Here is a 24,880-nt window from a genome sequence, read left to right as displayed (position 1 = left end):
TGTGATAAGGCAATATTTAAATAAGCAGGGTATACTGATCGAACCTTGCCGATTGTCCCGACAGTGGACGCGCGTTTAACGAGGATGCTGTAACGCATTATGACTTTACACAATTCCCCGATTCTAACGTCATTACTGGATACCGATGCCTATAAGCTGCATATGCAGCAGGCGGTGTATCATCATTACTATGATGTCGATGTAGCGGCTGAATTCCGCTGCCGCAGTGATGAATTGTTAGGAATCTATGCTGAAGAGATAGCCGAGCAGGTCGCTCTTATGCGGTTCTTGGCTCTGAGCGACGAAGAATACCGCTATCTTTCTTCCCTGCCGTTTTTTAAGCGGGATTACCTTGACTGGCTGCGTAAGTTCCGTTTCAACCCGCAGCAGGTCAGTATTAAAAATCATCACGGCAAACTGGATATTCGTATCGCCGGGCCGTGGCGCGAAGTCATTTTATGGGAGGTTCCATTACTGGCGGTGATTAGCGAGGTGGTTCATCGCAACCGTTCGCCTCAGGTTGAGCCCTCTCAGGCGATTGATCAACTGCATAAAACGCTTGCTCATTTCCGCGCCATCAGCGCGGATGTTGATACCAGCCGTTTCAAACTGATGGATTTCGGCACCCGGCGGCGTTTCTCCCGCGAAGTGCAACACGCGATCGTCAGTACGTTGCAGGCCGAGTTTCCTTATTTAATCGGCACCAGCAACTATGATTTGGCCCGGCGCTTAAATTTGGCGCCCGTCGGCACGCAGGCGCATGAATGGTTCCAGGCTCACCAGCGGATCAGCCAGGAGCTTGCCAACAGTCAACGCGCCGCTTTACAGATGTGGCTACACGAATATCCCGATCAGTTGGGCATCGCGCTGACAGACTGCATTACGATGGATGCTTTTTTACGCGATTTCGATTATTCGTTCGCCAACGCTTATCAGGGGCTGCGGCATGACTCCGGCGATCCTATCGACTGGGGTGAAAAAGCCATCGCCCATTATCAGCGTTTGAACATCGATCCGCTCAGCAAGACGCTGGTGTTCTCCGATAATTTGAACCTCGACAAATCCCTGAGCATCTACCGCCATTTCTGGCAGCGGATCAATCTGGTATTTGGCATAGGAACACGACTCACATGCGATATTCCGGGCGTTAACCCATTAAATATCGTCATCAAGCTAGTGGAGTGCAATGGCAAACCCGTGGCGAAACTTTCCGACAGTCCCGGTAAAACTATTTGTCAGGATCAGGCTTTCGTCTCTGAACTGCGCAAAGCCTTTGATTTGCCGCGCGTCAGAAAAGCCAGTTAAGTGAAGCTAATATCATCCCGATTGCCTAAGCTTTGACCTACTTTCGCCGGAATGCATAAAACTTATGACATTCCGGCGATTTCTACTTGTGTCCTGCCTAACGGCAAGTAACATAGCAAAACCCCAATATTTAAAGTTGCCGGCAAACGCTAGTCTGCCTATCGTTTATTGCGGCGTTATGCCCAGACTCATCGTCGTCATTCCCGCGCAGGCGGGAATCGCTGGTAACGCAGCGCAGCGATTATGGAATTAAGGCGCGTTTGCCGAATATCGCATTGGGGCTGTTACGTTTTTAATCCCTATTAATTGAAGAGAGAATTTTATGAGCGTAGTGCCTGTAGTCGACGTACTGCAAGGCCGTGTCGCCGTTGACAGCGAAGTCACCGTGCGCGGCTGGGTACGTACCCGGAGAGATTCTAAAGCCGGTATCTCCTTTGTTGCCGTTTATGACGGCTCCTGCTTTAATCCATTACAGGCTGTGGTTAATAATAATCTCTCCAATTACCAGAATGACGTTCTGCGCCTGACCACCGGCTGTTCTGTCGAAGTAACGGGTAAAGTCGTTGCGTCGCCGGGCGAGGGCCAGAGTTTCGAATTGCAGGCATCGGCGGTAAACGTGGTCGGCTGGGTTGACGATCCGGACACCTATCCGATGGCGGCCAAACGTCACAGTATAGAATATCTGCGTGAAGTTGCGCATTTACGCCCCCGCACCAACCTCATCGGCGCCGTTGCCCGCGTTCGCCATACGCTGGCGCAGGCGGTTCATCGGTTTTTCAACGAAAATGGTTACTTCTGGGTTTCAACGCCGCTGATCACCGCGTCAGATACGGAAGGCGCCGGCGAAATGTTTCGGGTATCCACCCTCGATCTGGAAAATCTGCCGCGCACCGAGCAAGGTAAAGTGGATTTCAGCGAAGACTTTTTCGGTAAGGAAGCCTTTCTAACGGTTTCAGGCCAGCTAAACGGCGAATCCTACGCCTGCGCGCTTTCCAAGATTTATACCTTTGGCCCGACTTTTCGCGCGGAGAATTCCAATACTAGCCGTCATCTGGCGGAATTCTGGATGATCGAGCCCGAAGTGGCCTTCGCTTCGCTTGATGATATCGCCGGGCTAGCGGAAAAACTGTTGAAATACGTGTTTAAGGCGGTTCTTGATGAGCGTGCCGATGACATGGCGTTTTTTGCGCAACGTGTGGATAAAGATGCGGTCAACCGCCTGGAAAATTTCGTCAGCTCTGATTTCGCCCAAATTGATTACACCGACGCCGTTGAAATCCTGCTCAACTGCGGTCAGACATTTGAAAACCCGGTTTATTGGGGGGTCGATCTCTCTTCCGAACACGAACGCTACCTGGCGGAGAAACATTTCAAAGCGCCGGTTGTGGTTAAAAACTATCCGAAAGATATCAAGGCGTTCTATATGCGCATGAACGACGATGGCAAAACCGTCGCCGCCATGGACGTATTGGCGCCGGGAATTGGTGAAATTATCGGTGGTTCCCAGCGTGAAGAGCGGTTGGAGCAGCTTGATCGGCGTATGGAAGAAATGGGGCTGAACAAAGAAGACTACTGGTGGTATCGCGATCTGCGTCGTTACGGCACCATTCCGCATTCTGGTTTCGGATTGGGATTTGAACGCCTGGTGGCCTATGTTACCGGTGTACAAAATGTGCGCGATGTTATCCCTTTTCCAAGGACGCCGAGGAACGCCAGCTTTTAAATAAAAATTTAATATAAGTAAAACAAATATGTAGAAAAGGAGAGCCGAGAAATTCGGCTCTTTTTTTTAAACTTAGATATCTCTCACAAAGTTCCCTGTTTTTTACATTTTGAAATACATTTTTTCCATTTGTTACCCGATTACGAAGTTAGTATCATTTTCGGGGTAGATTAACAGGCCGGTGAATGGAAAACTGCGTTCAGACACAGGAAGACACCAAACTTTCAGGAATAGTTCCGCAAGAATTATTTATGGCAGTGGCAGGTGTCCTACATAACACCAATGAGGGTAATAATGATGAAGCGCAATATTCTTGCAGTGGTAATCCCGGCTCTGTTAGCAGCTGGTGCAGCAAATGCAGCAGAAATCTACAATAAAGACGGCAACAAGCTGGATTTAACCGGTCGCGTACATGCCGGTTATACATTCGAGAGTAGTGATGGTGATAACTCAGATAACACCTATGCTCGTCTGGGCTTCAAAGGTGAAACTCAGATCACTGACCAACTGACTGGTTACGGTAAATTCGAATATCAGTTCGATGGCAATACTACCGAAGATAACTGGAGTGGTCGCGATGACAGAACTCGTTTTGCTTTCGCCGGTCTGAAATTTGGCGATTTCGGTTCATTCGACTATGGTCGTAACCAGGGTATCGCCTATGACGGTATCAGCTATACCGACGTACTGCCGGAAAACGGCGGTGATTCCAGCGTCACCGACACCCTGACGGGCCGTATCGGTAATGCCGCTACCTACCGTAACAGCAACTTCTTCGGTCTGGTTGATGGTCTGGGATTCGGCCTGCAATACCTGGCTAAAGACGAAAACTCGTCTACTAATATCTCTCGCAGCCACGGCGATGCTTGGGGTACTTCCCTGTCCTATGAATCCGAAATCGGTATCGGCGTTATTGCTTCTTACAGCTCCTATGATCGTCTGAATGAACAGCGTGCAGTTACTGCTGGCGCCATCGGCGGTAAAAAAGCGGACATCTGGGCAACCGGTCTGAAATATGACGCCAACAATGTATACCTGGCCGCAACCTATGGTGAAGCTCGTAACTTCTTCAGAATCGACGGACCTAATGGTATCGCTGATGAAAGCAAAATCTTTGAAGCCGTTGCCCAGTACAACTTTGACTTCGGCCTGACTCCGACTCTGGCCTATGTTTCCCGTAAAGACAAGGTTGATAGCCCGACAGCAACTAACGCTGGCCGTAACGACTATGCGGTTAAATACGCTAGCATCGGCGCTACCTATGCCTTCAATAAGAACTTCTCCACTTACGCTGAATACGATATCGACCTGCGCGACAGCGATAACGTATACGGCGACGGTAACGACGTAGTTAACGTTGGTATCGTTTACCAGTTCTAAGTTTGGCAATATCGCGTGTAGCGAGTTAATCGCTCACACCGCACAAGAAAAGCAGCGCTTCGGCGCTGCTTTTTTATTGTCAATCAATAGGCATGAAGCTGACGATGGTAATTTTAATAAACGGCAATTGTCGGCTAACATTTGAATTAGGCGTTGAAAATACGAAACGGGCCGATTATCAAGGCTCTCACTGAGGAGACCGCGATGAGCAGAAGGCGCAGCCCCGATCATCCAATGTGGTCGCTATAACCGTCGCAGTACGAATTATGGCCCGCATCGCCGCGCGAACGTCCCGTTATTCGTCCGTTGCGTCGGCACGCCTGATTTTTGCCGAATTCTTTCAAGCAAACGGTTGGCAAAGCCTTTTACTGGCGGTAATCTGAGAAACCGTGCTTAACCCCTCTGCATGCTATGGAATATATAATCAATGTTTGAAAATATCTCTGCCGCACCCGCCGATCCTATTCTCGGACTTTCCGATCTTTTCCGTGCGGATGAGCGTCCGCATAAAATCAATCTGGGAATTGGTGTTTATAAAGATGAAACCGGTAAAACGCCGGTATTAACCAGCGTCAAAAAAGCAGAACAATTTCTGCTGGAAAACGAAACCACCAAAAACTATCTGAGCATTGACGGCCTGCCGGCATTCGGTCTGCGCACCCAAGAACTGCTGTTTGGCAAAGAAAACAGTATCATTGCCGACAAACGCGCCCGCACCGCACAAACACCGGGCGGTACGGGCGGCCTGCGCGTTGCCGCCGATTTTCTGGCTAAACAGACCAGCGCAAAACGTATCTGGATAAGCAACCCTAGCTGGCCGAACCACAAGAACGTATTCTCCAGCGTCGGTCTGGAAGTTTGTGAATACAATTACTATGATGCGGCCAATCATTCATTAGACTTTGACGGCATGTTAAGCAGCCTCGCAGCGGCCCAGGCTGGCGATGTCGTTCTGTTCCACGGTTGCTGTCATAACCCGACGGGGATCGATCCTACGGCTGAACAGTGGTCGCAGCTAGCCGAGCTTTCTGTAGAAAAAGGTTGGTTGCCGCTATTTGATTTCGCCTATCAGGGTTTTGCCCGTGGGCTGGAAGAAGATGCTGAAGGTCTGCGTATCTTTGCTGAAAAGCATAAAGAGCTGATTGTTTGCAGTTCTTACTCCAAAAACTTCGGCCTATACAATGAACGTGTGGGCGCCTGCACGCTGGTTGCCGCCGATGCCGACACCGCCGATAAAATTTTCAGCCAGGTGAAAGCGGTCATTCGCGCAAACTACTCTAATCCGCCGTCGCACGGTGCTGCCGTCGTTGCCACCATTCTGTCCAATGATGCTCTGCGCGCCATTTGGGAGCAGGAATTGACGGCAATGCGTGAACGTATTCAACGTATGCGTCAGCTGTTTGTTAATACGCTGCAGGAGAAAGGCGCCAAACAGGACTTCTCTTTCATTATTAATCAAAACGGCATGTTCTCATTCAGCGGGCTGACTAAAGAGCAGGTTCTGCGTTTACGCGACGAATTCGGCGTTTATGCCGTTAATTCCGGTCGTATTAACGTGGCTGGCATGACGCCGGAAAATATGGCTCCGTTGTGCGAAGCCATTGTTGCCGTTCTATAACGCATTGATACGCATATAACTCTAAAGCCAGCCTTGCGGCTGGCTTTACTATTTCTGGCTCCCGGCGTCTGTCTAACACGTGAAATTCAACGCGGCTTGGCTATATTAAATTGCTCCAGAACTGGATTCACCGTGCGCGCAAAATCCGCACGTCGGTGCCTCAACTTACTTTTCGCGTTGAAAAAGCCTACCAGATCGGCGATACCCATCCCCAGCGCAAGCGCCCCGCTCACGGCCCAACCAACCGGGCCTGCGGCTGCCCCCACCGCCGATGCGGCGGCGGCCCCGGCTGCTTCGCCGGCTATTGCGCCAACCACTTTACCGACCACGGCCGTACCCGCACGTTCAACAAGCCCGACTACCACTTTATTACCGGCGGCCTTGGTCAGATCGGTCGTGTGCATGGATGCCTGACTAAAGCTGACGGCTTTATGCAGTCCGTTTTCTGCCATATCAAGCGCGCTTTTTATGCCTGGCCGCTCGTTCTCTTTCTGCGTTGACGGCAACGGGTAGCCATTTGATGATGTCAAAAAGGCGGCAGGCTTATCCAATAGCGCCTGAGCTAATTCGGCATCGGATAATTGCAGCCGCAGAGCTTCCTGGGGAACGTTCTGTTCAAAATGGCGAATAACGTCGCTATCCTGCTGCAGCGTTTCGATATGCTGCATCAGTTCCTGTTCCGTCTGCGACGTGTCACGATACTGCCGGCCCGCAATCACCTGTTCAAGCGTCTGCTGAAGCTTGATCAACGTCGCCGCTTTCTGGGATCCGCTATAGTTCCGGGGCTGGTCAAAAACATCCTCATCCAGAGCGGATATATCGGTTTTCGCCGCTAGCCCCAGCGCCGCCGCATTATGAAAAGTCCCCGACGCCTGTTGCGGATCCGACGGAGCCCGATCTTTTATCCAGCTTTTGATGTCCTTGAACATCAGCTTACCGTCATGCGCAACCCGGGCTAGTTTCTCGCCTTTGACATCCGCATGTTCAAGCTCGCCAAACAGGCCGGGATGCGACCATAATTTGGCCGCCGAATGCAACATGAGCGACAGCGCCGGGTTGTCATTCACAATAGCCTGAAGATCGGTCAATGTGGATGTACGTTTATTTTCTGTCGGTTGCGCATTAGCGGATGATTTCGCCGGATCGGCTGCCTGAATCAACGGGGCATTGGCCAATAACATTGCCGATGACTGAACGAGCCGTCGTGACTGGGCGTCGGCGTCCGGGTGGGCCTCGTTATATTGCCGCAGACTATCCTGCGCATCTTCGGTCCGTTTCTCCATATTTTTGATAAAGCTTTTAATATCCCGGCGAGAGATATAACCATCAGCCTTACCGCCATCCTTGCCGGTATCCAGCGCGGTCAACAGCGCCGGATTTTGCCGGATATACGCCATCGCTTTATCAGCACCCGGACCGCCGTCAAGCAGCATCCTCGCCGCCGCCAGCGGGCGGTTCAACTGCTGTGCCGCTGCGCCCCGTTCGCCTTCGGGTAAATGTTCGAGCAGCGGTTGCCACTTATTTAGCGCTTTTGTAATGCTGTACTTGGATTGATCCAGAAAACTACCGTCAATTACCTTCTCTTCGCCAGAAAGCGGTAAATGGGGTTTCCCTACCGGGGCTGACGCGGCGGGACGTTGTAAGAGATCGAATTGCGCTGAACTAGAAACAGACGACGCAGGAGGATGCGCTGATTGACCAAATTCAATGGCCGCCCCTGCCGAAGACGAAGCGCGGGCCATTGGCGCAGCGACGTCATGAGTATTAACAGTGACTCCCGGCCAGATATTTCCGCTGCTATTGATACGACTCACCACATCCATTCTCCTTATTAACCAATACATCCGTACTCTTTGGGTGGGGAAAAACGCAGCTGAGTTCCGATCGCATCTTCAGAAATCGGTCTGGCGGAAATACAGGCGGCAAATGAAAGGGAGAGTGGATGGTTTGAAGGAGAGTAAAAAATGAAGGCCACAAGACATAACGCTCAAGTCCGTCGCTGAATAACCGCGTTTTTCCGCTATCCAGCGTCAATGAGCAACTGTGGCCTTATCCAGTATAAGTGACCGGGTAACTACAACCCCTTGATGAACGGATTGGTTTTGCGTTCCTGACCAAACGTTGATATCGGCCCATGTCCCGGGATAAAGGTCACGTCATCCCCCAGCGGAAGCAGCTTATTGCGAATCGAAGCAATCAGCGCCTGGTGATCGCCGCGCGGAAAATCGCTACGGCCCACGCCGCCGTTGAAAATCACATCACCGACTTGCGCCAAACGCGATACGGCATCAAAAAAGACGATATGTCCGGGCGTATGACCGGGACAATGGAACACGGCAAGCGTAACGTCGCCGATATTGACCTCATCGCCTTCATCCAGCCAGCGGGAAGGCGTCAGCGTCTTGCAGTCGCTTAGACCAAACATACGGCTCTGCGCCGGCAACCCCTCCAGCCAGAATGTATCTTCGATTTGAGGGCCAAGGATCGGAACTTGGTAGTATTCAGCGAGTTCAGCCGCCGCGCCGACATGATCCAAATGACCATGAGTGAGCAGGATTTTCTTAACCGTAATACCAGCCTGGGCAACCGCCTGTTTTATTTTATCCGCATCACCGCCAGGATCGACGATTGCCGCTTCAAGCGTTTTTTCGCACCATAAGAGCGTGCAGTTTTGGCTAAATGCCGTAACGGGGACGATTTGATACTTCATTCTGCTCCCAATATACCTTTATCTCTCAAGCTGCGGCCGTGTTGGCTTTATATTACGACACTGCCGCTGAAAACCGGTGGGATGTAACTTTATAGCCGATCAGGACAAACTGAATAATGGCATTCTACCAGGTACGTACCGGACCGGTATCAATATGTACAAAGTTACTGCGGGGATAATAACCGACGCCGCCCGCGCGCATTTTTACCGCCGCCTTACGCAGATTGGCAAGCTGAACGCCTTCAATATGAAAATCCATCGCCTGTCCTTTAGTGTGATAACTCTGCTTGGCGACGCCTTTGCTATGAGCGCGCAGCTCATTATTGGTATCTACCGCACGATATCCGGAAATCAACTGAACGGGTTTGTTAGTTCCCAGCATGACCTGTAATCGGTAGAGTTGATCAAAAAGTTTAGGATCGATGGTTTTAATTTTGTTCGCGCGATAATCACGGAAAAAATGATTCAGACGCGACAGTTCTTCTTTATTATAACGGCGGCCGTCAAAAAACTCGGTCTTGATGCGCTCTCCGGTATTCAAGTTATTAAGAGTCAGAATACGTGGACGGGGAGTAGATAAGGTTGCGAAAGCCTGACCGGGAAGAAGCGCAATACCCAATGCGGCACCACCCAGCGCAAGCCATTTACGGCGATGGTTGTCAATGTCTTCCATAAAACGGGTTACCCTGATAAAAGAACGGTATATGAAGGCCTAAAAACGCACTGTCTGGCACATTAACCGTCTATGAAAAGTGAGTCAACCCGCTTTGTCCTAAGGAGTGCGGAGGATCGCAATGCTCCCCCGCCTAACGGATAATATATCCCCTGCGCTAATTCGCGGAATTTTCAATATTTACTGTAATAACAAGCCAGCCTTAGGCAGAACCAAAGCCCCCGCCCTTGCCGTATCATCATAATTGTAAATATCTGTTCTGAATTGCGGCTTACCATCATCAGCGACCCATGCCGTCAAATAATACAGGCTGACCGGAATCCGGTGTTTGATGGATACATAGGTGGTATTGCCCTGTTCCAGGGTGGAAGAGATGCGGGCATTATTCCAGCCGGCATCCTGCAATAACAGATTCGCCAGCTCAGACGCTTTATTGACGCGTACACAGCCGGAGCTTAGCGCGCGGATATCCTTCTGAAACAGATTATGGTTCGGCGTATCGTGCAGATAAATCGCCTCAGAGTTAGGCATATTGAACTTATAGCGTCCCAGAGAATTGTTCGCTCCCGGCGCCTGCCGCAGACGATAAGGAAAACGTTCCGGCGATACCATCGACCAATCAATCATCATCGGATCAATCGCTTCCGCATCCTGGCTCCAACCGGCCAATACGGTGTAACCATGACGCTGCAAATAGCCCGGATCGCGGATTACCTTGGGAATAATATCCTGACGCGTTAGCGTGGTAGGGACATTCCAGGGGGGATTGACCACGACATTATACAGCGAGGAACTCATTAACGGGGTCTTACGCCGTGGCTGACCGACAATGACCCGCGATGACAGCCGCTCCGCGCCATCCTGATAATAAATCAGCGAATAATTGGGAATATTAACCATAATTCCCGTATGAACGTCATCCTGCAGCAAACGTAAACGCTGGATATTCAGCGCCAATAACGTGGCGCGCATTTGCGGAGATACATTTAGCCAGTCGCGGGTCCGTTTGCCAATCACGCCGTCGTCATCCAGCCCTTGCCAATGCTGGAAACGTTTTACCGCTTCCACCAGTTCGCCGCTGTAGATATTCTCAGATTCGACAAGCGCGCCGTCAGCCGGTTGGTTATCCAACGGTTGACTCGTCTCCATCGGCGTTGCCGGGTTATCATTGAACAATGTGATGGACTCAGATGACGCCAGCATCCCCGTTCTTTGCAGAATTTCCCGCAGTACGGGAATCTCAGGGCTTGACTGCCCCGGACGCAAACTTTCAGGCAGATTTAACTTCGGCCAGGGATGATTATCCGCCAGCATATCCTTCAGCGCCTGGTGCATCTTGGCATACTGAGAATGTTGTGGAGCCAGTGAAGCGATATAAACCGCGCTATCCCCTGACTTCACAGCATGTTGCCACTGGCTGACCACGTTTGCGGAAGGCGATTGCAACCGATAAGGCGTACTGCTGTATAGCCAGTTATTACCGTTACTCTCCACGCCGGAGACAAACTGCAAATATCCCAGCATAGCGTCCGACAACACAATATCCCGCGCGAATCCGCTTATCTGCGGATCGGTAAGCCAGGTCACCCATGTCGTAAACTGCGGCTGCACGCCGGAAATCGCCAACTCGGCCAACTGCTGTTGAAACTGTTGAACCGACTGGGCGTCCGTCCACATCGGCTGCATATGATTTTGCGCATATAGTGATGACAAATCGGAAAGATAGTGAAGCGCAACGCCTTTAGGCAACGCCGATAGCAAGGCTACCCTGCTGTTTTCGGCTGAAACGAACCCCACATCTTTAGATTGGCCAGATAACATCTCGGATGATGTCGCCAGCACTGAAAACGAAGGAAACAGGCTACAAACCCAAATACAACCAGCACCCCACAGTAGCCTCTGCGTTTTTCGTTTATGTAACAACATCCATTATCCCCTGTACACATTAACCACAATGTCTTCCACGACAAGCCACGTTGATGGCATAAATAAAACAGTTCAACTCAAATATCGTAGAGAAAATGATTATTTTTCTAAATGGCAATATCTTTATGTCATCGAATATGATGATTACCATCTTGCCAGACTGAATTATGTCGCCAGTCTCTCTGCTAGTATATAAAGAGAAAAATATTTTTGCTTCTATTGTCACCGGATTATTTTTACCGCTCTATTTCCGCCATACATACCGTATTGGCTATAGCCGATAGCGACAAAAATTAAAGCCGCTCAAAAAAGCGGCTTTAAACATAAAAGATCGAATAAATATTAAGCTACGACGCCTGTTCTTGAATCTCCGCCGCGTCGCCCGCAAACCCCCGCAGCCCAACGACGTGGACATGCTCGTTGTTCTGATAAACCTTACGGACCAGTTTATATGTCGTCCCTTTTTCAGGACTGATATTTTCCGGCGCGGCAATGATCAATTGCATTTCCAGACGATCGCAAAGCTCAAACAGCGTCGCAATGGATTTCGCATCCAGACGGGCGGCCTCATCGAGGAACAATAAGCGGCAAGGTGAAATATCTTTACCGCGCAGCCGTTTCGATTCCTCTTCCCAACTTTGCACCACCATCACCAGAATTGACATACCGGTGCCGATCGCTTCCCCGGTCGACAAGGCGCCGCTTTCCGCCCGCAGCCATCCATCGGCTCCCCGGTTAACCTCAACTTCCATCTCCAGGTAGTTACGGTAATCCAACAGCTCTTCGCCGATAGTTTGCGGCGTGCGCTGCCCCATATCAATTTCAGGATTCAGACGCTGATACAGTTTCGCCAACGCTTCGGAGAAGGTCAGCCGGTTACTGTTAAACAGATCCTGATGCACATCCTGCTGTTCAGACAGAACGTTCAACAATGTCGTATGCGTTTCACGCACATTCACATTCAGACGAACGCTTTTAACCTGACCGAACGCAACGGATTGCAGCCCCTGGTTCAACATGCGAATACGATTTTGCTCGCGCTGAATCGTCTTGCGAATGATGTTCGCCACGCTGCGTGAACTGATAGCCAGCGTCTGCTCACGCGCGGTCAGCTCTTCAGTCAGCCGATTCAGCTCAATCTCCATCTGTTCGATGGCTTCAACCGGATCGTCCGTGCGAATGATATCCTGCCGGATACGTTCGCGCAGGTGTTGGTATACGGCAATATAGAACTGAATTTTGCGCTCGGGGCGTTTCGGATCTTCGGAAAGACGCAGCACGTCCCGCAGATGTTCATTGTCCGCCACGGCCAGACGCAGCGCTCCCAATGCCTTATCCGACATGGAGCGAAGCTCATCGCCATCCATATAGGCCAATTCACGACGGTGTAAACGCCGTTCGACGCCGTTGTCTTTGACCAACCGCATAACGGCGCACCAGCCGGCTTTCGCCGTCACTACCTGCTCGCGCATCTGATAGTAATCCCGCTCAAGTTTGCGTAATTTTTTCTGCAAACTCTCCATTTCCGCTTCACAGAAGGTAATCTGTTTTTCCAGCTGATTGCGGCGCGCGCGGTTATTACTCAAGGCCGTATGTAACTCATCCCGGCGTTGACGGGCGCGGGACTCCGCATCGACGTCGGCGCGCACGCCAATGTCCTGCAACTCTTGCGTAAGCTCTTTCAGCATGTCGCATTTCGCGTCATAAGAGCTCTTCAACGATGCCTGAACCTGACTATATTGGGTAAGCTGCGCCTGATGCTGGCGCAATTGCTCACGCGCTTTCATCCGCTCGGCTTCGGCCTGCTCCAGACGGTGACGCAGCTTGTCGTTGAGGTCGGCGTTTTCGCCCAGCATTCCGGCCGAATCGCTATAGCTGAAGTGCGCGCGGCGCTGCACAACCTCGGTTAACGCGAACGCCTGCTGTTTGGCCTGGCGCTGCGCGTTCTGCGCCTGGGCATAGTCTTCCTGCAGCTGTTCATGCTGCTGCGGATCGCTTTGCAGCACCGAAACCAGCGGTTCCAGTTTCGCCAGCGTGTCGCCATGCTGTTGGATAAAACGCGCCGACTCTTCGGTTTCATCCAGCTCGGCGCGAATGTCTTCAACCCGATCCTGCAGGCTGTCATCGCATAACAGGCTGATACGCGGGATCAGCTTGTTCAACTGGGCGCTACTCTCTTTCGCCAGTTCATATTGCTGGCGCTGCTGTTGGTTTTCGCCATCAAAATTGGCGATTGCCCGCTCAAGTTCGCCACGGCGCGAGTTCAGGACACGAATTTCCGCTTCGGGATCGTCATCAAACGCCACCGCCAGATGCGAGCCGATGAAACGGCTGAAGGCCTGATGTAACCGCTGCGTTTTCTGCACGTCAAATGATAGCGTTGCGTATTGCTCCGCCAGGATTTCACGCTCGTCGCGCAGACTTTCAAGACGCTGTTCCCGCGCGGCGCGGCCAAACAGCGGGACTTCAGGGAAACGGGAATAACGCCACTGACGATCGGCGACCTTAACCACCACCGCGCGTTCCAGCTCTTCGACGGCAAAAACACTGTCATCGAACGATTGAGGATCGCCTTCGATCAAATACAAATCTTCAGGGCAATCTTCCAACCCGGCCAGCTGTTCTCGAACCAGCGAGAGATCCGCCACCACAATCCCGTGACGGGAAGGCCCATACAGCGCCGAGAAATAAGGCGCATCGTCCAGCGTCACGTCGTCATAGATTTCTGATAGTAATACGCCGCCAAAACGCTCGGCCAGCGCATTCAGCCGCGGATCTTCAGAACCGCCGGGCTGGCTGAGACGCTCAATCTGCGTTTCGACCTGCCGTTTGCGGGCAGCGATTTCATCGCGCTCGACCGTCTTTTCACGTTCAAGCTCCAGCAATTGCTGCATGTACTCCGTGACCTGGCGGCTATCTTCAAACGTCTCGCCGCTTTGCTCGCTCAATTGCGTCAGCGCTTCCTGCGCCGCCAGCCAAACGGGCGCGCGAACGGTCAACTGCTGGATACGCTGTTGCACCTGCTCCAGCTCCTGGCGCAGCGCCAAGCGACGCTCTCCCGCCTCTGCGACCAGCGCCGAGAGCGTTTCAATTTTTGCTTCAAGCTCCTGCTGAAGAGACTCCAGATCTTCCGGCTGATAATCCTGTCCATTTCGTTTACAGAACTCTTGCAACAGCCGATCGGCGTCCTGTTGTTCACGCAGACGCTGCTCCAGTTCCGATAACCGCATTCGCAACGGTTGTACCCGTTCCGCCTGATAACGCTGCGATGAACTGTCTCGCAACAGATCGCGCGCCACCTGCCAGGCATCGCTGCGGCTGACGGCGCCGGCGATACGCGTTACCAGTTGATAAGCCTCTTCAAACTGACTATGGGCCGCGTCGGCGACGCTCAACTTCTGTTCGAGCATCAACAGGAGTTCCGTGGTTTCCTGCTCTTTCGCCTGATAGCTTTCCAGCCATTCATCCACGTTGTCCACGGTCAGATCCGGCAACCGGCACAATGTCCGGGCGCGTTCCAACGCCTGCTGCGCCTGCTGATATTGGATAGCGCGGGTTTGCTGTACATCAAGCGCCTGCTGGTAATCAGCCAGCTGGCTTTTCAGCTCATCCACCTCCAGCTCGGCGGCGTCGGCCCTAGCTTCGTTTTCTTCCTGCTGCTCCCGCGCCTCTTCAACGACTTCATTCTGTTCTTCCAGCCGATAGCTTAGCTCTTCCAAATCGGCGTTATAACGCTCGATTTTTTCCTGCTGGCGCATGGCCGTCTGCACCAGATTCAGGTGATCGCTGGCGGCTTGATAATCCGTCTCCAGATCGCCTTCCGCGCCGCTCTGTTCTTCCAACTCGCGCGCCATTTCCACATGGCGGTACTGTTCGGCGATTAACTGCTTACGGCTGCCGAACAGATCGCGGCGCAGTTCCAGCGCGCTATCCAGATGAATCCGCCGTTCATTGGCGTGGCGCATATAGTCCGCGGCGACATACGACGTCGCTTCGGAGATCAGATGTTTAAACAAGTCGCGATCGGATTGGGTAACGCGAATCGCTTCCAGCGTCATACGGTTTTCACGCAGCGCCGCTTCCATATCCTGGAACGCCTTACGCACGCCGCTGTTTTCCGGCAGCAGATAGTCACGCAGAGAACGGGTAATCGCGCTGGATATACCGCCATACAATGACGCTTCAATCAGCCGATAAAATTTACTGCGATCGGCCGCCGAACGTAAACGGCGCGGGACAATGCCCAGATCGAACATCAGTGAGTGATAATCAGTGATGGAGTTGAACTGTTTGAACTGAACCCCTTCCATCTCCTCAACTCGCTCTTTCAATTCCGGTAAAGAAAGAACGCGGGCCTGACGTTCGCCGACCACCTGAGTTAAAATTTGCGTCGGTTGTATTGACGTCGGCAGCCCCTGGATGGTGAAGGGTTTAATATCGACCTTGCGATCGCGGCCGGCCACCTGTTGCAGCCGAACCCCAATCAGCACGCGCTGGTGCCGAGAGTTAACCACATCAATGGTGGAATAGCACACCCCGGCGCGCAGCTTGCCGTGCAAGCCTTTGTCGCGTGAACCGCTGGTGGCGCCGGCTTCGGTCGTGTTGCGAAAGTGCAGCAGGGTCAAGTCTGGTATCAGCGCTGTAATAAACGCCGCCATGGTGGTCGATTTACCGGCGCCGTTGCCCCCGGATAAGGTGGTGACCAGCTCATCCAGATCGAAGGTGCGGGCAAAAAAACCATTCCAGTTAACCAGCGTCAGCGAGCGAAATTTACCGCGTTCAATCATTCCTGTTCATCCTCAGCACTCTCTGACGGGCTATCATCTGTGCGACCGTTCTCATCATTTTCGTCTTTCAGCGACAGACTGCTTTCGATAGGCATCGCTTCACCTTCGCGGATCATCCGCAATTGCGCTTCACGGGCATCGTCGCCGCTGCGCACATCGGCGCCAAACCGAAATACCGATTCGGTAATACGAAATTTGTTGTTGTCGCTGCTCATAAAGTAAATCATCCCCAGCCGCCGCAGCCGGTTAAGGGAAGTTCGCACTTTTTCCTGTAGCTTCTGTCGATCCAGGTCGGAACCGGTCGAACGCTGGTTAACCAGCTTCAGTAATTTGTTTTCATCCGCCAGGCTGAGCAACTCTTCATATAGCTCCTGCTGGCTGAAGATGCCTTCATGCGCCAAACGTTCCGGGCTGAGATACAAATAGCAGAGGATTTTCCCCACCATCATATCCAGCTCGGATAAAACCGAGCGCGGGATCAGCGTGGTTGAGCGCGGCCGCAGGTAGAAAAAACCTTCCGGAGCCCGAATCAGCTCCACATTATAGCGGCCGTAAAACTCCTCCAGCTCTTCCTGAAAATCCATCAGAAAGGCATGATTTTCCAACTCTTCCACCCCGATATGACGACCGGCGCGTAACTGGCTGTCCAGAGCCGGAAACAACATATTCGACAGCGCTTTCGCCATTTTAGCTGGCATGCTTTGTTCAATATTTGTCGATGACATGGGCCTGTACCTTGGCTCCGTAATCATTGATTACCTGCCACAGCGCAGGCAATCCGGTGAAATCTGCTTCGGCCACACCCAGACGAACCGCCTGGTCGACCACGATTCGAGCAACATCAAAGTGCCGTGAGCGGGGATACTGCGCCAGATACTCGCGCATCACTTTGCTTAAGTTAAGCGGTATTTGCTGTTCTTTATACTTATGCAGGGCCTGTTCCACCAGCGCGATCAATTGCTCCCGCATCTCGCTAAACTCTTCATACTCCAGCTCTTCAGGTAATTCGCCGGTGACTTCATCACTGCGCAACGCCAACTCCTCATCGCGCATATCCAACAAGCGATCGGCATTGGCAAAGGTTAACGCCCAGGGGCTGTCGAAGTAACTTTGCACCGACTGGCGCAGACGTTGCGCAAACACCCGGTTTTTATCCATATCAATGGCCGTACGGATAAATTTATGCACATGACGATCGTAACCAATCCATAAATCAATGGTTTGCTGGCCCCAGCTGACAATACGGTCAAGCTTATTTTGCAGATCAAAGACCAGTTTATCGACAAATTCCAGGTTGCTCGCGTTATTCAGAATAGCATCCTGGATGCTCAATAGACTGGCCTGTAATTTATCGCCGGCGGCTTCCAGCGTATCCTGCAGCTCGCGCAGGGTATCCGACGTTTCCGTCAACAGCTGTTCACAACTGGTGATCGCTGTGCGCCAGTCCTGATTCAGTAACGCGGCGATATCGTCTTTGACCCCCTGCTGCTGTTCGTCCATCAGGCGCTGGGATAAATCGATGCTGTCGAAAATTTCCGCGACGGAATATTTCAGCGGCGCAAAGACATTACGGTGCCAGTGAAACTCATCACCGCCCTCTTCGGCGGCGTCCGCCGCCCGGCTCAGTTCCTGGGCCACAATAGAGAGCTGCATGGAAAGACGCAGCGTTGAAAACTCACGTTGACGAATATAGTAATCGGTAATTCCAATCCCCAGCGGCGTCAGGCGATAGATGGCATTGCCATCCGCCAATTCGCTGGTAAAGCGATTGAGCAACCGCTGACGCACCAAATCATTAATCGCATTATTGGCACGCACGGTTATGGTTTCATTCGTTTGATCAAATCCCTGACTGACGTGGCGAAAAGCGTCAACCAGTTCGCCTTCGCTCATTTCACCATCCATGCGCTCACCATTCAGTGTCGCGATCGCCAGCAAAAACGCCAGTCGTTCAGTGGGAAGTGAAAGGGAAAAATCATTTTTTCGTGCCCAGGCGACCAGTTCGGGTACAGTCTGGGAAAAATCACTCATAATGCATCCTTCAAATGGGTTTTATGCGCCATGACATGGATATAACGCCCCAGACTCACAAAGGGTTCCTGCCGGCAATAACGCTGTTCAAGCTCAAGAATTTCGGCAAAATTATCACTTTGCTGCTGCTTATTCTGCAAATAGTCATGAAACACCCGTACGCCCGTTTTTCCACTTATGGAGAACCCCAATTCATCAAGCCAGCCATAAACCTGCTGCGGATCCAGCGGGTGATCGGGAGAGAGCGAGCGCCTTTTGCGCTTCGGCATCCCGGCCTGCACGTAGGCAAAATTACCCAACACCATGTTACGCATCAACAGACCATGCCGGTTATAGAACATCAGAGATAAAACGCCGTCCGGCGATAAGCAATCATACAATATTTTAAGCACTTGCTGAGGTTGAGCCACCCATTCCAGCACCGCGTGAAACAATATCAGATCGGCGGGACTTTCCATATACTGCCCGATATCCTGCGCGGCGCATTGTACAAAACGCATGTTATGGCTCACATTTTGCGCAATCGCGGCATTTTTGGCACGCTGAATCATCTCATCTGACAAATCACACAACAATACCTGATGTCCTAAAGCCGCCAAACGACAGGCCAGATGCCCCTCACCCCCGCCGGCATCCAGAATCTTCAAGGGACGGTCGGGAAACTGCGCCAGCAGACCGCTGAGATCCTGCCATAACACCGCCTGCCTTAGTTTCCCCTTGGTGGTGCCGTAAATATTTTGGGCAAACTTTTCAGCGATATCGTTAAAATTGCGATCCTGCATCGGTCAAAGGTTCCGCGTCATGATAGTTAAAGCGAATGAAAAACGCATGGCAATCCAATACGCCGGACTTCGTTGAAACTGCTATTTTGGCACAGGCTGACTTAGAATAAATCGTCTTACCCTATGATATTTGCCCGGATGCGGTTTTTTCACCCAAAAGGAACATAATTTTATGTCGTTTATCATTAAAAAGGTTATCGGCAGCCTGTTGCAGCCACTCCCAATGCTTTTGCTATTGATGGGTATTGGTTTGTTATTAATAGGATTCACTCGCTGGCAGCGCGGTGGTAAGACGCTGATTTTAGCAAGTTGGCTGACGCTGCTGCTGATCAGCGTTCAGCCCGTCGCCGATCGGCTTTTATTGCCTTTGGAAACGCAATATCCAACCTGGCAATCAGACCAGACTGACCAACCTAAAGTTGATTATATTGTAGTGCTGGGCGGCGGATACACCTATAACCCGGAGTGGGCGCCAAGTTCCAATCTTATCAATAACAGCCTGCCGCGCGTAACGGAAGGCATCCGGCTTTATCACGCCAATCCCGGCGCAAAAATGATTTTTACCGGCGCCGCGGCACAGGGTAATCCGGTCACCAGCGCGAAAACATCGGCTCTGGTTGCTGAAAGCCTGGGCGTTCCGGCGCAAGATATTCTGACGTTGGACACGCCCAGAGATACGGAGGAAGAAGCCATCAGCACGGCAAAAGTGGTGGGGAAACAACCGTTCCTGCTGGTGACGTCGGCGAGCCATCTGCCCCGGGCGCTGCGTTTTTTCCATGCGCAGGGATTGAACCCTATCCCCGCTCCCGCCAATCAAATGGCGATCACCACGGCGCTCAACCCATGGGAGAAAATCTTGCCGTCGGCGTATGCGCTGTCGCATAGCGAGCGGGCATGGTACGAGACGCTGGGGCGAATCTGGCAAAGTATGAAAGGCGTCAGCCCCAAGCAGGATACGCCGGCTCAATAAGGCGGTATGCCCGCTATTCCAGCCAGGGAGACAACTCCTGCGAGGCAATATCGAATAGCCGCCGATCCAACTGGCCGGTGTGGATATAACGGGCTATCGCCTCCCAGATGACATATAGCCAGCGGCGATATACAAATGACTCGGCAACCGGCGCTTTGCTGAGATAATGATATAACAGTTGCTCCGGCATGCCCGGTTCACACAAGCGCAGCAGTTCGTACTCTCTGGGAGCCCACAGCATTACGCCTGGATTAATCATCGCCAGCAGTTGATCGCTGCGTGAATCTTTCAGCATGCTGCGTAAAGAGAGATTGCCGTGCACCAGCACGCAGCTATCGTTGAAATCATCAAATAAAGCTGGCAGGCACTGACGGGAGCGGTAAAGCAGGCTGCGATCTTCCTGCGTCAATAACGGCGCGCTAATATTGAGCAGCGTTGACCACAAAACCTCCAGGCGCTGTTGATACCAGTTAAACCAGTTATTCTCCTGCGTACTGTCCACAGAGCCGACGCAACCGTGGCTATCAATGCGATGCCAGGCCAGCACATTTTCCACAATCTGATCCATCAGCAATCGCCAACGCTGCGCTGTACGGGTCGGCGCTTCAACGGAAACGCCGCGCAGACGCTCGATCAGCAACAATTCTTTATAGGGCGATTGCTGAGTAATCACCAGACCATATACCGTAGGAAGCCGCACGTCCCCTTCTCTCGCCAGCATGGAAAGCTTATAAGCCTCTTGCTGCGCCACGCCCTGACAAACATAGCTTTTGGCTAATAAAGGGATCGCATTGCCTTCCTTATCATACAAAGCATATAGATGCGCGTAAGGCTGCTCGCTCACACGCTCAAGCCGACTCAGGCTTTCCCCAAGTACGGTACTTAATTCAGCTTTTAATTGTTCCATAAATAGCCAGACCTCTGCTTAGCAGAATCGCTCAACGTTCAATCATGCGATTAGCCAAGGGTAATTTCTTCAATACAGATCAAAGAAAGGCGGATCGAGAGAAACATTGGCGGCGGTAACGCCTGATATGCAGGCGGAGAAGAAAAGCAGGCGGAGTATGTCATTATCAGGCTGGACGATGTTGGCAGCCGAACGCCGCCAACACACAAACTATCGCAGTCTCGCCATCGCTTCACGTACGCGGGCCAAATCTTCCGGCGTATCAACGCCCACGCTGGGAATGGCTTTCGCCACCGCAACGTGGATTTTCTCGCCGTACCATAAGACGCGAAGCTGCTCCAGCAGCTCAATTTGTTCAAGCCGGCTGGGCGCCCAACTGACATAACGGCGCACAAAACCCGCCCGATAGGCATAGATGCCGATATGCCGTAAAAAGTGATCGCCGATGCTATCGCGCGCGTGGGCAAAGCGCTCGCGTTCCCAGGGGATCGTCGCACGGGAAAAATACAGCGCATACCCTTCCGCATCCGTCACCACTTTAACCGCATTGGGATTAAACGCTTCTTCGCTGGTTTCAATCGGTACGGCCAGCGTTGCCATGCCTGCTCGGCAGGTCGATAGATTCTCGGCGACCTGACGAACGATTACGGGAGGTATCAGCGGCTCGTCGCCTTGAACGTTCACGATGATCTCATCGTCGGAAAATCCGTAGCGTTCAATAACTTCGGCCAGGCGTTCCGTTCCGGAATTGTGGTCCGCGCGCGTCAAACAGACCTCGCCGCCAGACTGACTGACGACGGTCTGCACATCCGGATGATCGGTCGCCACAATAACACGCTGGGCGCCCGACTCCAGCGCACGTTCCATTACGTGCACAATCATCGGTTTTCCGTTGATATCCGCCAGCGGTTTCCCCGGCAGACGGCTTGAAGCGAAACGCGCCGGGATAATGACTGTGAAGTTCATTGTGTAATCTCGTCAGCCCCTAGCGTGCGCGCCTCATGTTCCAACAACACCGGAATGCCGTCGCGCACCGGATAAGCCAGACCATCTACCTTGCATATCAGTTCCAGTTTTTCTTTATTAAAGTACAAGCGTCCGTTACATACCGGACAAGCAACAATTTCAAGTAAACGGTGATCCATGCTTCCTCCATCAAGAAGCTAACAAGGTTATATACCCTTCATCTTTCAAGCTGCCGTCGCGCGGGCTTCACTGCTTCGCGCAATCTCCGCTCCGCCGCAGTTCGACATTCATCAGATATCGTTATAACAAATACGGTCCGTCTCTCCGCGTCGGTTAATGCTTACCCGACAGCGCTTCCAGCCGGCCGATCAATTGTGCGGCCTGGGGTTCGGCCAGTACCGCATCGACCGGCAGATACCACCAGTTCCGGCTGGCGAATGCCCTGCATTTAACCGCATCTTTTTCTGTCATTAATAGTGGTTGCCGTTCATCGTCGGTCAGCGGTTTGAGTTGTTCCGGCTGATAACTTTGGTGATCGGCAAACGCCACTTCACGCGAAATATTCACACCGGCTTCGCGCAGCGTAGTAAAAAAGCGTTGAGGGTAACCAATGCCCGCCATCGCCACCACATTTTGCAACTGTTTTACCGGGCGTTTTTCTCCGGAAAGCAGGTTAACCGCCATTCCCGACGTCAGGCGCATCGCGATTTCTCCAGCCCCGGCTGCGCCGCCGTTTACGATAACCGCATCCACCGAACGCAACCGGCTTTCCCGTTCACGCATCGGACCGGCCGGCAGCCACCAGCCATTGCCAAAGCGCCGGATGCCGTCAACCACGACCAGCTCAATATCACGAGCTAGCGCATAATGCTGTAATCCGTCATCGGTGATCACCATATCCAACGGATAGCGCGCCAGTAAGGCCTCTACCGCCAGACGACGCTGCGGAGCCACGGCGACCGGCGCGCCGGTCCGCTGATAAATCAGCACCGGCTCATCGCCGGCCTGCGCCGTGGTTACAGAATCATCAACCAGCAGCGGGTAATGTTCCGCTTTGCCGCCGTAACCGCGGGAAACCACGCCGACCCGGAGTCCTTTCCGCTGTAGTTGCTCCACCAACCAGATAACGACCGGCGTTTTACCATTGCCTCCCGCCGTCAGGTTCCCCACCACAATAACCGGCACCGGCGCGCGCCAGCTTTTTCGCCACCCCCGGCGGTAACTCTGACGTATCAGAAAAGCGATCAGCCCGTATAACGCCGACAGGGGTATCAATAGCAGATATAGCGGCGAACGCCCCGACCAGATACGCTCAATCATTCGCCAAACTGCATTTTGTATAATTGGGCATAGGCGCCGTTCTTCGCCAGCAGTTCGGAGTGCTCGCCGCGTTCGATAATGCGCCCATCTTCAACAACCAGTATTTCGTCAGCTTTTTCAATGGTGGACAACCGGTGTGCGATAACCAACGCGGTACGATCTTTTTGCAATTCGTCCAGCGCGGATTGGATAGCCCGCTCCGATTCCGTATCCAGCGCAGAGGTGGCTTCATCCAACACCAGGATAGGACAATCACGCAGTAATGCACGCGCGATAGCAACGCGCTGGCGCTGCCCGCCGGAAAGCAAAACGCCGTTTTCACCGATCATGGTGTCCAGCCCATTTTCCATCGTACTGATGAAGTCCATGGCGTGCGCCATTTTCGCCGCCCGCTCGATCTCTTCACGGCTATAGCGGTCATTGCAGGCATAGGCGATATTATTGGCTATCGTGTCATTAAACAGGTGTACGTTCTGCGACACCAGCGCAACCTGGCTGCGCAGGGACGCCAGCGAATATTCGCGCAGGTCGTGCCCATCCAGCAGAATTTCGCCGGATTGGATATCATAGAAACGGGTGATCAAATTAGCGATGGTTGATTTGCCCGATCCTGAACGACCGACCAGCGCGACGGTTTTACCCGGCGGAATATGCAGACTGACGTTTTTCAGCGTCAGATTATCCCTGCCCGCATAGGCAAAATCGACGTTGCGGAATTCCAGATCGCCTTTGGCGCGGCCAATCTCCAGCGTGCCGGTATCTTTTTCCTGCTCCATGTCCAAAATGGCAAACAGAGTCTGACAGGCCGCCATGCCGCGTTGAAACTGAGCGTTGACGTTAGTCAGCGATTTTAGCGGCCGCATCAGCGCAATCATTGATGAAAAGACCACCGTAATCGTCCCTGCCGTCAGGGTTTCCATCACGCTGGGAAAGCTGGCGGCGTACAACACAAAGGCCAGCGCCAGTGAAGCGATCAGCTGGATGATGGGATCGGAAATGGAAGAGGTAGACACCAGTTTCATCCCCTGGCGGCGCATACGGTTACTGACTTTATTAAACCGCTGAGCTTCAACGTCCTGACCGCCGAAAATCAATACCTCTTTGTGCCCCTTTAGCATCTGCTCCGCGCTGGTCGTCACCTGTCCCATCGTATCCTGCATATTTTTGCTGATATCGCGAAAGCGCTTGGAAACGACCCGGATAGCCACCGACACAATCGGCGCGATGACAATCAGGATGATCGATAACTGCCAGCTGTAATAAAACATTAGAATGAAGAGGCCGATGATGGACGCCCCTTCCCTGACAACCGTAATTAAGGCATTTGACGATGACGCGGCAACCTGTTCGGAATCATAAGTAATTCGGGATAAGAGCGTCCCCGTTGATTGCTGGTCAAAAAAGGTAACCGGCATTCCCATAATGTGGTTAAACAGGCGGCGGCGCATACCCATAACCACTTTCCCGGACACCCAGGCGACACAGTAGCTTGAAACGAAACCCGATGCGCCGCGCATCAGCATCAATCCAATCACTACCAGCGGCATCCAAATCAACACGGAACGATCGGTTTTGCCAAACCCTTCATCCAGTAACGGTTTGAGCAGAGATAACATTAACGTATCGCCGGCCGCATTAACAACCAGCGCGATCGCGGCTGCAATTAGCCCCGTTTTAAAAGGAGAGATCATCGGCCATAGGCGACGAAATGTCTGCCAGGTGGAGAGATCTTTATCATTCAGCATGCAATAAACCTGAGCCCATAAGAAATAGCCGCCTATT

18 protein-coding genes are annotated in these 24,880 nt (G+C 52.4%); 5 read left to right on the top strand and 13 right to left on the bottom strand.

Going from position 1 to position 24,880, the window contains the following annotated elements; genetic code table 11:
- The first annotated feature begins 99 nt into the window (after positions 1 to 99).
- The 4 genes from pncB to HC231_RS09420 all read left to right on the top strand — a co-directional run bounded on the left by pncB (position 100) and on the right by HC231_RS09420 (position 6,026).
- Positions 100 to 1,305: a nicotinate phosphoribosyltransferase gene (gene pncB, locus HC231_RS09435; RefSeq protein WP_208230745.1), complete on the top strand. Its 1,206-nt coding sequence runs from the start codon at positions 100 to 102 to the stop codon at positions 1,303 to 1,305.
- A 322-nt stretch (positions 1,306 to 1,627) separates the two neighbouring features.
- On the top strand, positions 1,628 to 3,028 hold the full coding sequence (gene asnS, locus HC231_RS09430; RefSeq protein ID WP_208230744.1) for an asparagine--tRNA ligase: 1,401 nt from the start codon (positions 1,628 to 1,630) through the stop codon (positions 3,026 to 3,028).
- Positions 3,029 to 3,322: 294 nt separating this feature from the next.
- The gene (locus HC231_RS09425; protein WP_281397399.1) at positions 3,323 to 4,408 is read left to right on the top strand and encodes a porin; all 1,086 of its coding nucleotides are present in this window, start codon (positions 3,323 to 3,325) and stop codon (positions 4,406 to 4,408) included.
- A gap of 427 nt (positions 4,409 to 4,835) precedes the next feature.
- Positions 4,836 to 6,026, top strand: a complete 1,191-nt coding sequence (locus HC231_RS09420) for an amino acid aminotransferase (RefSeq protein WP_208230743.1) — start codon at positions 4,836 to 4,838, stop codon at positions 6,024 to 6,026.
- Between the two features lie 86 nt (positions 6,027 to 6,112).
- On the opposite strand, the gene HC231_RS09415 is transcribed toward HC231_RS09420, so the two are convergent.
- The 8 genes from HC231_RS09415 to cmoM all read right to left on the bottom strand — a co-directional run bounded on the left by HC231_RS09415 (position 6,113) and on the right by cmoM (position 18,935).
- Positions 6,113 to 7,849 carry a type III effector HrpK domain-containing protein gene (locus HC231_RS09415; protein WP_208231280.1) on the bottom strand — a complete coding sequence of 579 codons (1,737 nt, stop codon included), beginning with the start codon at positions 7,847 to 7,849 and terminating at the stop codon, positions 6,113 to 6,115.
- A gap of 251 nt (positions 7,850 to 8,100) precedes the next feature.
- Positions 8,101 to 8,736: an MBL fold metallo-hydrolase gene (locus tag HC231_RS09410; RefSeq protein WP_208230742.1), complete on the bottom strand. Its 636-nt coding sequence runs from the start codon at positions 8,734 to 8,736 to the stop codon at positions 8,101 to 8,103.
- A gap of 124 nt (positions 8,737 to 8,860) precedes the next feature.
- Entirely contained in the window at positions 8,861 to 9,409 is a 549-nt protein-coding gene (gene mepK, locus HC231_RS09405) for a peptidoglycan L,D-endopeptidase MepK (RefSeq protein WP_208230741.1), read from the bottom strand.
- 180 nt (positions 9,410 to 9,589) lie between these two features.
- The gene (gene ldtD, locus HC231_RS09400) at positions 9,590 to 11,230 is read right to left on the bottom strand and encodes a L,D-transpeptidase (protein ID WP_484479026.1); all 1,641 of its coding nucleotides are present in this window, start codon (positions 11,228 to 11,230) and stop codon (positions 9,590 to 9,592) included.
- Between the two features lie 452 nt (positions 11,231 to 11,682).
- Positions 11,683 to 16,122, bottom strand: a complete 4,440-nt coding sequence (gene mukB / locus HC231_RS09395) for a chromosome partition protein MukB (RefSeq protein WP_208230739.1) — start codon at positions 16,120 to 16,122, stop codon at positions 11,683 to 11,685.
- Positions 16,119 to 16,847, bottom strand: a complete 729-nt coding sequence (gene mukE, locus HC231_RS09390; protein ID WP_208230738.1) for a chromosome partition protein MukE — start codon at positions 16,845 to 16,847, stop codon at positions 16,119 to 16,121. Before mukE ends, mukB begins: the two co-directional genes overlap by 4 nt.
- The gene (gene mukF, locus HC231_RS09385) at positions 16,828 to 18,153 is read right to left on the bottom strand and encodes a chromosome partition protein MukF (protein ID WP_208230737.1); all 1,326 of its coding nucleotides are present in this window, start codon (positions 18,151 to 18,153) and stop codon (positions 16,828 to 16,830) included. The genes mukE and mukF overlap by 20 nt, the downstream gene beginning before the upstream one ends.
- Positions 18,150 to 18,935, bottom strand: a complete 786-nt coding sequence (gene cmoM, locus HC231_RS09380) for a tRNA uridine 5-oxyacetic acid(34) methyltransferase CmoM (protein ID WP_208230736.1) — start codon at positions 18,933 to 18,935, stop codon at positions 18,150 to 18,152. The genes mukF and cmoM overlap by 4 nt, the downstream gene beginning before the upstream one ends.
- A gap of 172 nt (positions 18,936 to 19,107) precedes the next feature.
- Here cmoM and elyC point away from each other — a divergent pair, with 172 nt between their 5' ends.
- Positions 19,108 to 19,905, top strand: a complete 798-nt coding sequence (gene elyC / locus HC231_RS09375) for an envelope biogenesis factor ElyC (RefSeq protein WP_208230735.1) — start codon at positions 19,108 to 19,110, stop codon at positions 19,903 to 19,905.
- Positions 19,906 to 19,918: 13 nt separating this feature from the next.
- Here the strand turns inward: elyC and HC231_RS09370 are convergent, their stop codons facing one another.
- The 5 genes from HC231_RS09370 to msbA form a co-directional block, all read right to left on the bottom strand.
- Positions 19,919 to 20,812, bottom strand: a complete 894-nt coding sequence (locus tag HC231_RS09370; protein ID WP_208230734.1) for a YcbJ family phosphotransferase — start codon at positions 20,810 to 20,812, stop codon at positions 19,919 to 19,921.
- A 210-nt stretch (positions 20,813 to 21,022) separates the two neighbouring features.
- On the bottom strand, positions 21,023 to 21,778 hold the full coding sequence (kdsB, locus tag HC231_RS09365) for a 3-deoxy-manno-octulosonate cytidylyltransferase (protein WP_208230733.1): 756 nt from the start codon (positions 21,776 to 21,778) through the stop codon (positions 21,023 to 21,025).
- A complete protein-coding gene (locus HC231_RS09360) occupies positions 21,775 to 21,957 on the bottom strand; it encodes a Trm112 family protein (protein ID WP_208230732.1) in 183 nt (60 codons plus the stop codon). The genes kdsB and HC231_RS09360 overlap by 4 nt, the downstream gene beginning before the upstream one ends.
- A 154-nt stretch (positions 21,958 to 22,111) precedes the next feature.
- Positions 22,112 to 23,098: a tetraacyldisaccharide 4'-kinase gene (gene lpxK / locus HC231_RS09355; protein ID WP_208230731.1), complete on the bottom strand. Its 987-nt coding sequence runs from the start codon at positions 23,096 to 23,098 to the stop codon at positions 22,112 to 22,114.
- On the bottom strand, positions 23,095 to 24,843 hold the full coding sequence (gene msbA, locus HC231_RS09350; RefSeq protein WP_208230730.1) for a lipid A ABC transporter ATP-binding protein/permease MsbA: 1,749 nt from the start codon (positions 24,841 to 24,843) through the stop codon (positions 23,095 to 23,097). Before msbA ends, lpxK begins: the two co-directional genes overlap by 4 nt.
- Positions 24,844 to 24,880 lie beyond the last annotated feature (37 nt).

This window comes from Brenneria izadpanahii (assembly GCF_017569925.1).
Lineage (GTDB): Bacteria > Pseudomonadota > Gammaproteobacteria > Enterobacterales > Enterobacteriaceae > Brenneria > Brenneria izadpanahii.
The sequence above is the reverse complement of the archived record's forward strand: the minus strand, read 5'-3'. Positions and strand labels throughout refer to the sequence as shown.

Excerpts from the sequence above, each read along its gene's own strand:
- kdsB (WP_208230733.1), bottom strand. The coding sequence starts at position 21,778 with ATGAACTTCACAGTCATTATCCCGGCGCGTTTCGCTTCAAGCCGTCTG.
- HC231_RS09410 (WP_208230742.1), bottom strand. The coding sequence starts at position 8,736 with ATGAAGTATCAAATCGTCCCCGTTACGGCATTTAGCCAAAACTGCACG.
- HC231_RS09360 (WP_208230732.1), bottom strand. The coding sequence starts at position 21,957 with ATGGATCACCGTTTACTTGAAATTGTTGCTTGTCCGGTATGTAACGGA.
- HC231_RS09370 (WP_208230734.1), bottom strand. The coding sequence starts at position 20,812 with ATGGAACAATTAAAAGCTGAATTAAGTACCGTACTTGGGGAAAGCCTG.
- pncB (WP_208230745.1), top strand. The coding sequence starts at position 100 with ATGACTTTACACAATTCCCCGATTCTAACGTCATTACTGGATACCGAT.
- HC231_RS09420 (WP_208230743.1), top strand. The coding sequence starts at position 4,836 with ATGTTTGAAAATATCTCTGCCGCACCCGCCGATCCTATTCTCGGACTT.
- msbA (WP_208230730.1), bottom strand. The coding sequence starts at position 24,843 with ATGCTGAATGATAAAGATCTCTCCACCTGGCAGACATTTCGTCGCCTA.
- HC231_RS09415 (WP_208231280.1), bottom strand. The coding sequence starts at position 7,849 with ATGGATGTGGTGAGTCGTATCAATAGCAGCGGAAATATCTGGCCGGGA.
- mukF (WP_208230737.1), bottom strand. The coding sequence starts at position 18,153 with ATGAGTGATTTTTCCCAGACTGTACCCGAACTGGTCGCCTGGGCACGA.
- ldtD (WP_484479026.1), bottom strand. The coding sequence starts at position 11,230 with ATGTTATCTGGCCAATCTAAAGATGTGGGGTTCGTTTCAGCCGAAAAC.
- mukE (WP_208230738.1), bottom strand. The coding sequence starts at position 16,847 with ATGTCATCGACAAATATTGAACAAAGCATGCCAGCTAAAATGGCGAAA.
- mepK (WP_208230741.1), bottom strand. The coding sequence starts at position 9,409 with ATGGAAGACATTGACAACCATCGCCGTAAATGGCTTGCGCTGGGTGGT.
- HC231_RS09425 (WP_281397399.1), top strand. The coding sequence starts at position 3,323 with ATGATGAAGCGCAATATTCTTGCAGTGGTAATCCCGGCTCTGTTAGCA.
- cmoM (WP_208230736.1), bottom strand. The coding sequence starts at position 18,935 with ATGCAGGATCGCAATTTTAACGATATCGCTGAAAAGTTTGCCCAAAAT.
- elyC (WP_208230735.1), top strand. The coding sequence starts at position 19,108 with ATGTCGTTTATCATTAAAAAGGTTATCGGCAGCCTGTTGCAGCCACTC.
- mukB (WP_208230739.1), bottom strand. The coding sequence starts at position 16,122 with ATGATTGAACGCGGTAAATTTCGCTCGCTGACGCTGGTTAACTGGAAT.
- lpxK (WP_208230731.1), bottom strand. The coding sequence starts at position 23,098 with ATGATTGAGCGTATCTGGTCGGGGCGTTCGCCGCTATATCTGCTATTG.
- asnS (WP_208230744.1), top strand. The coding sequence starts at position 1,628 with ATGAGCGTAGTGCCTGTAGTCGACGTACTGCAAGGCCGTGTCGCCGTT.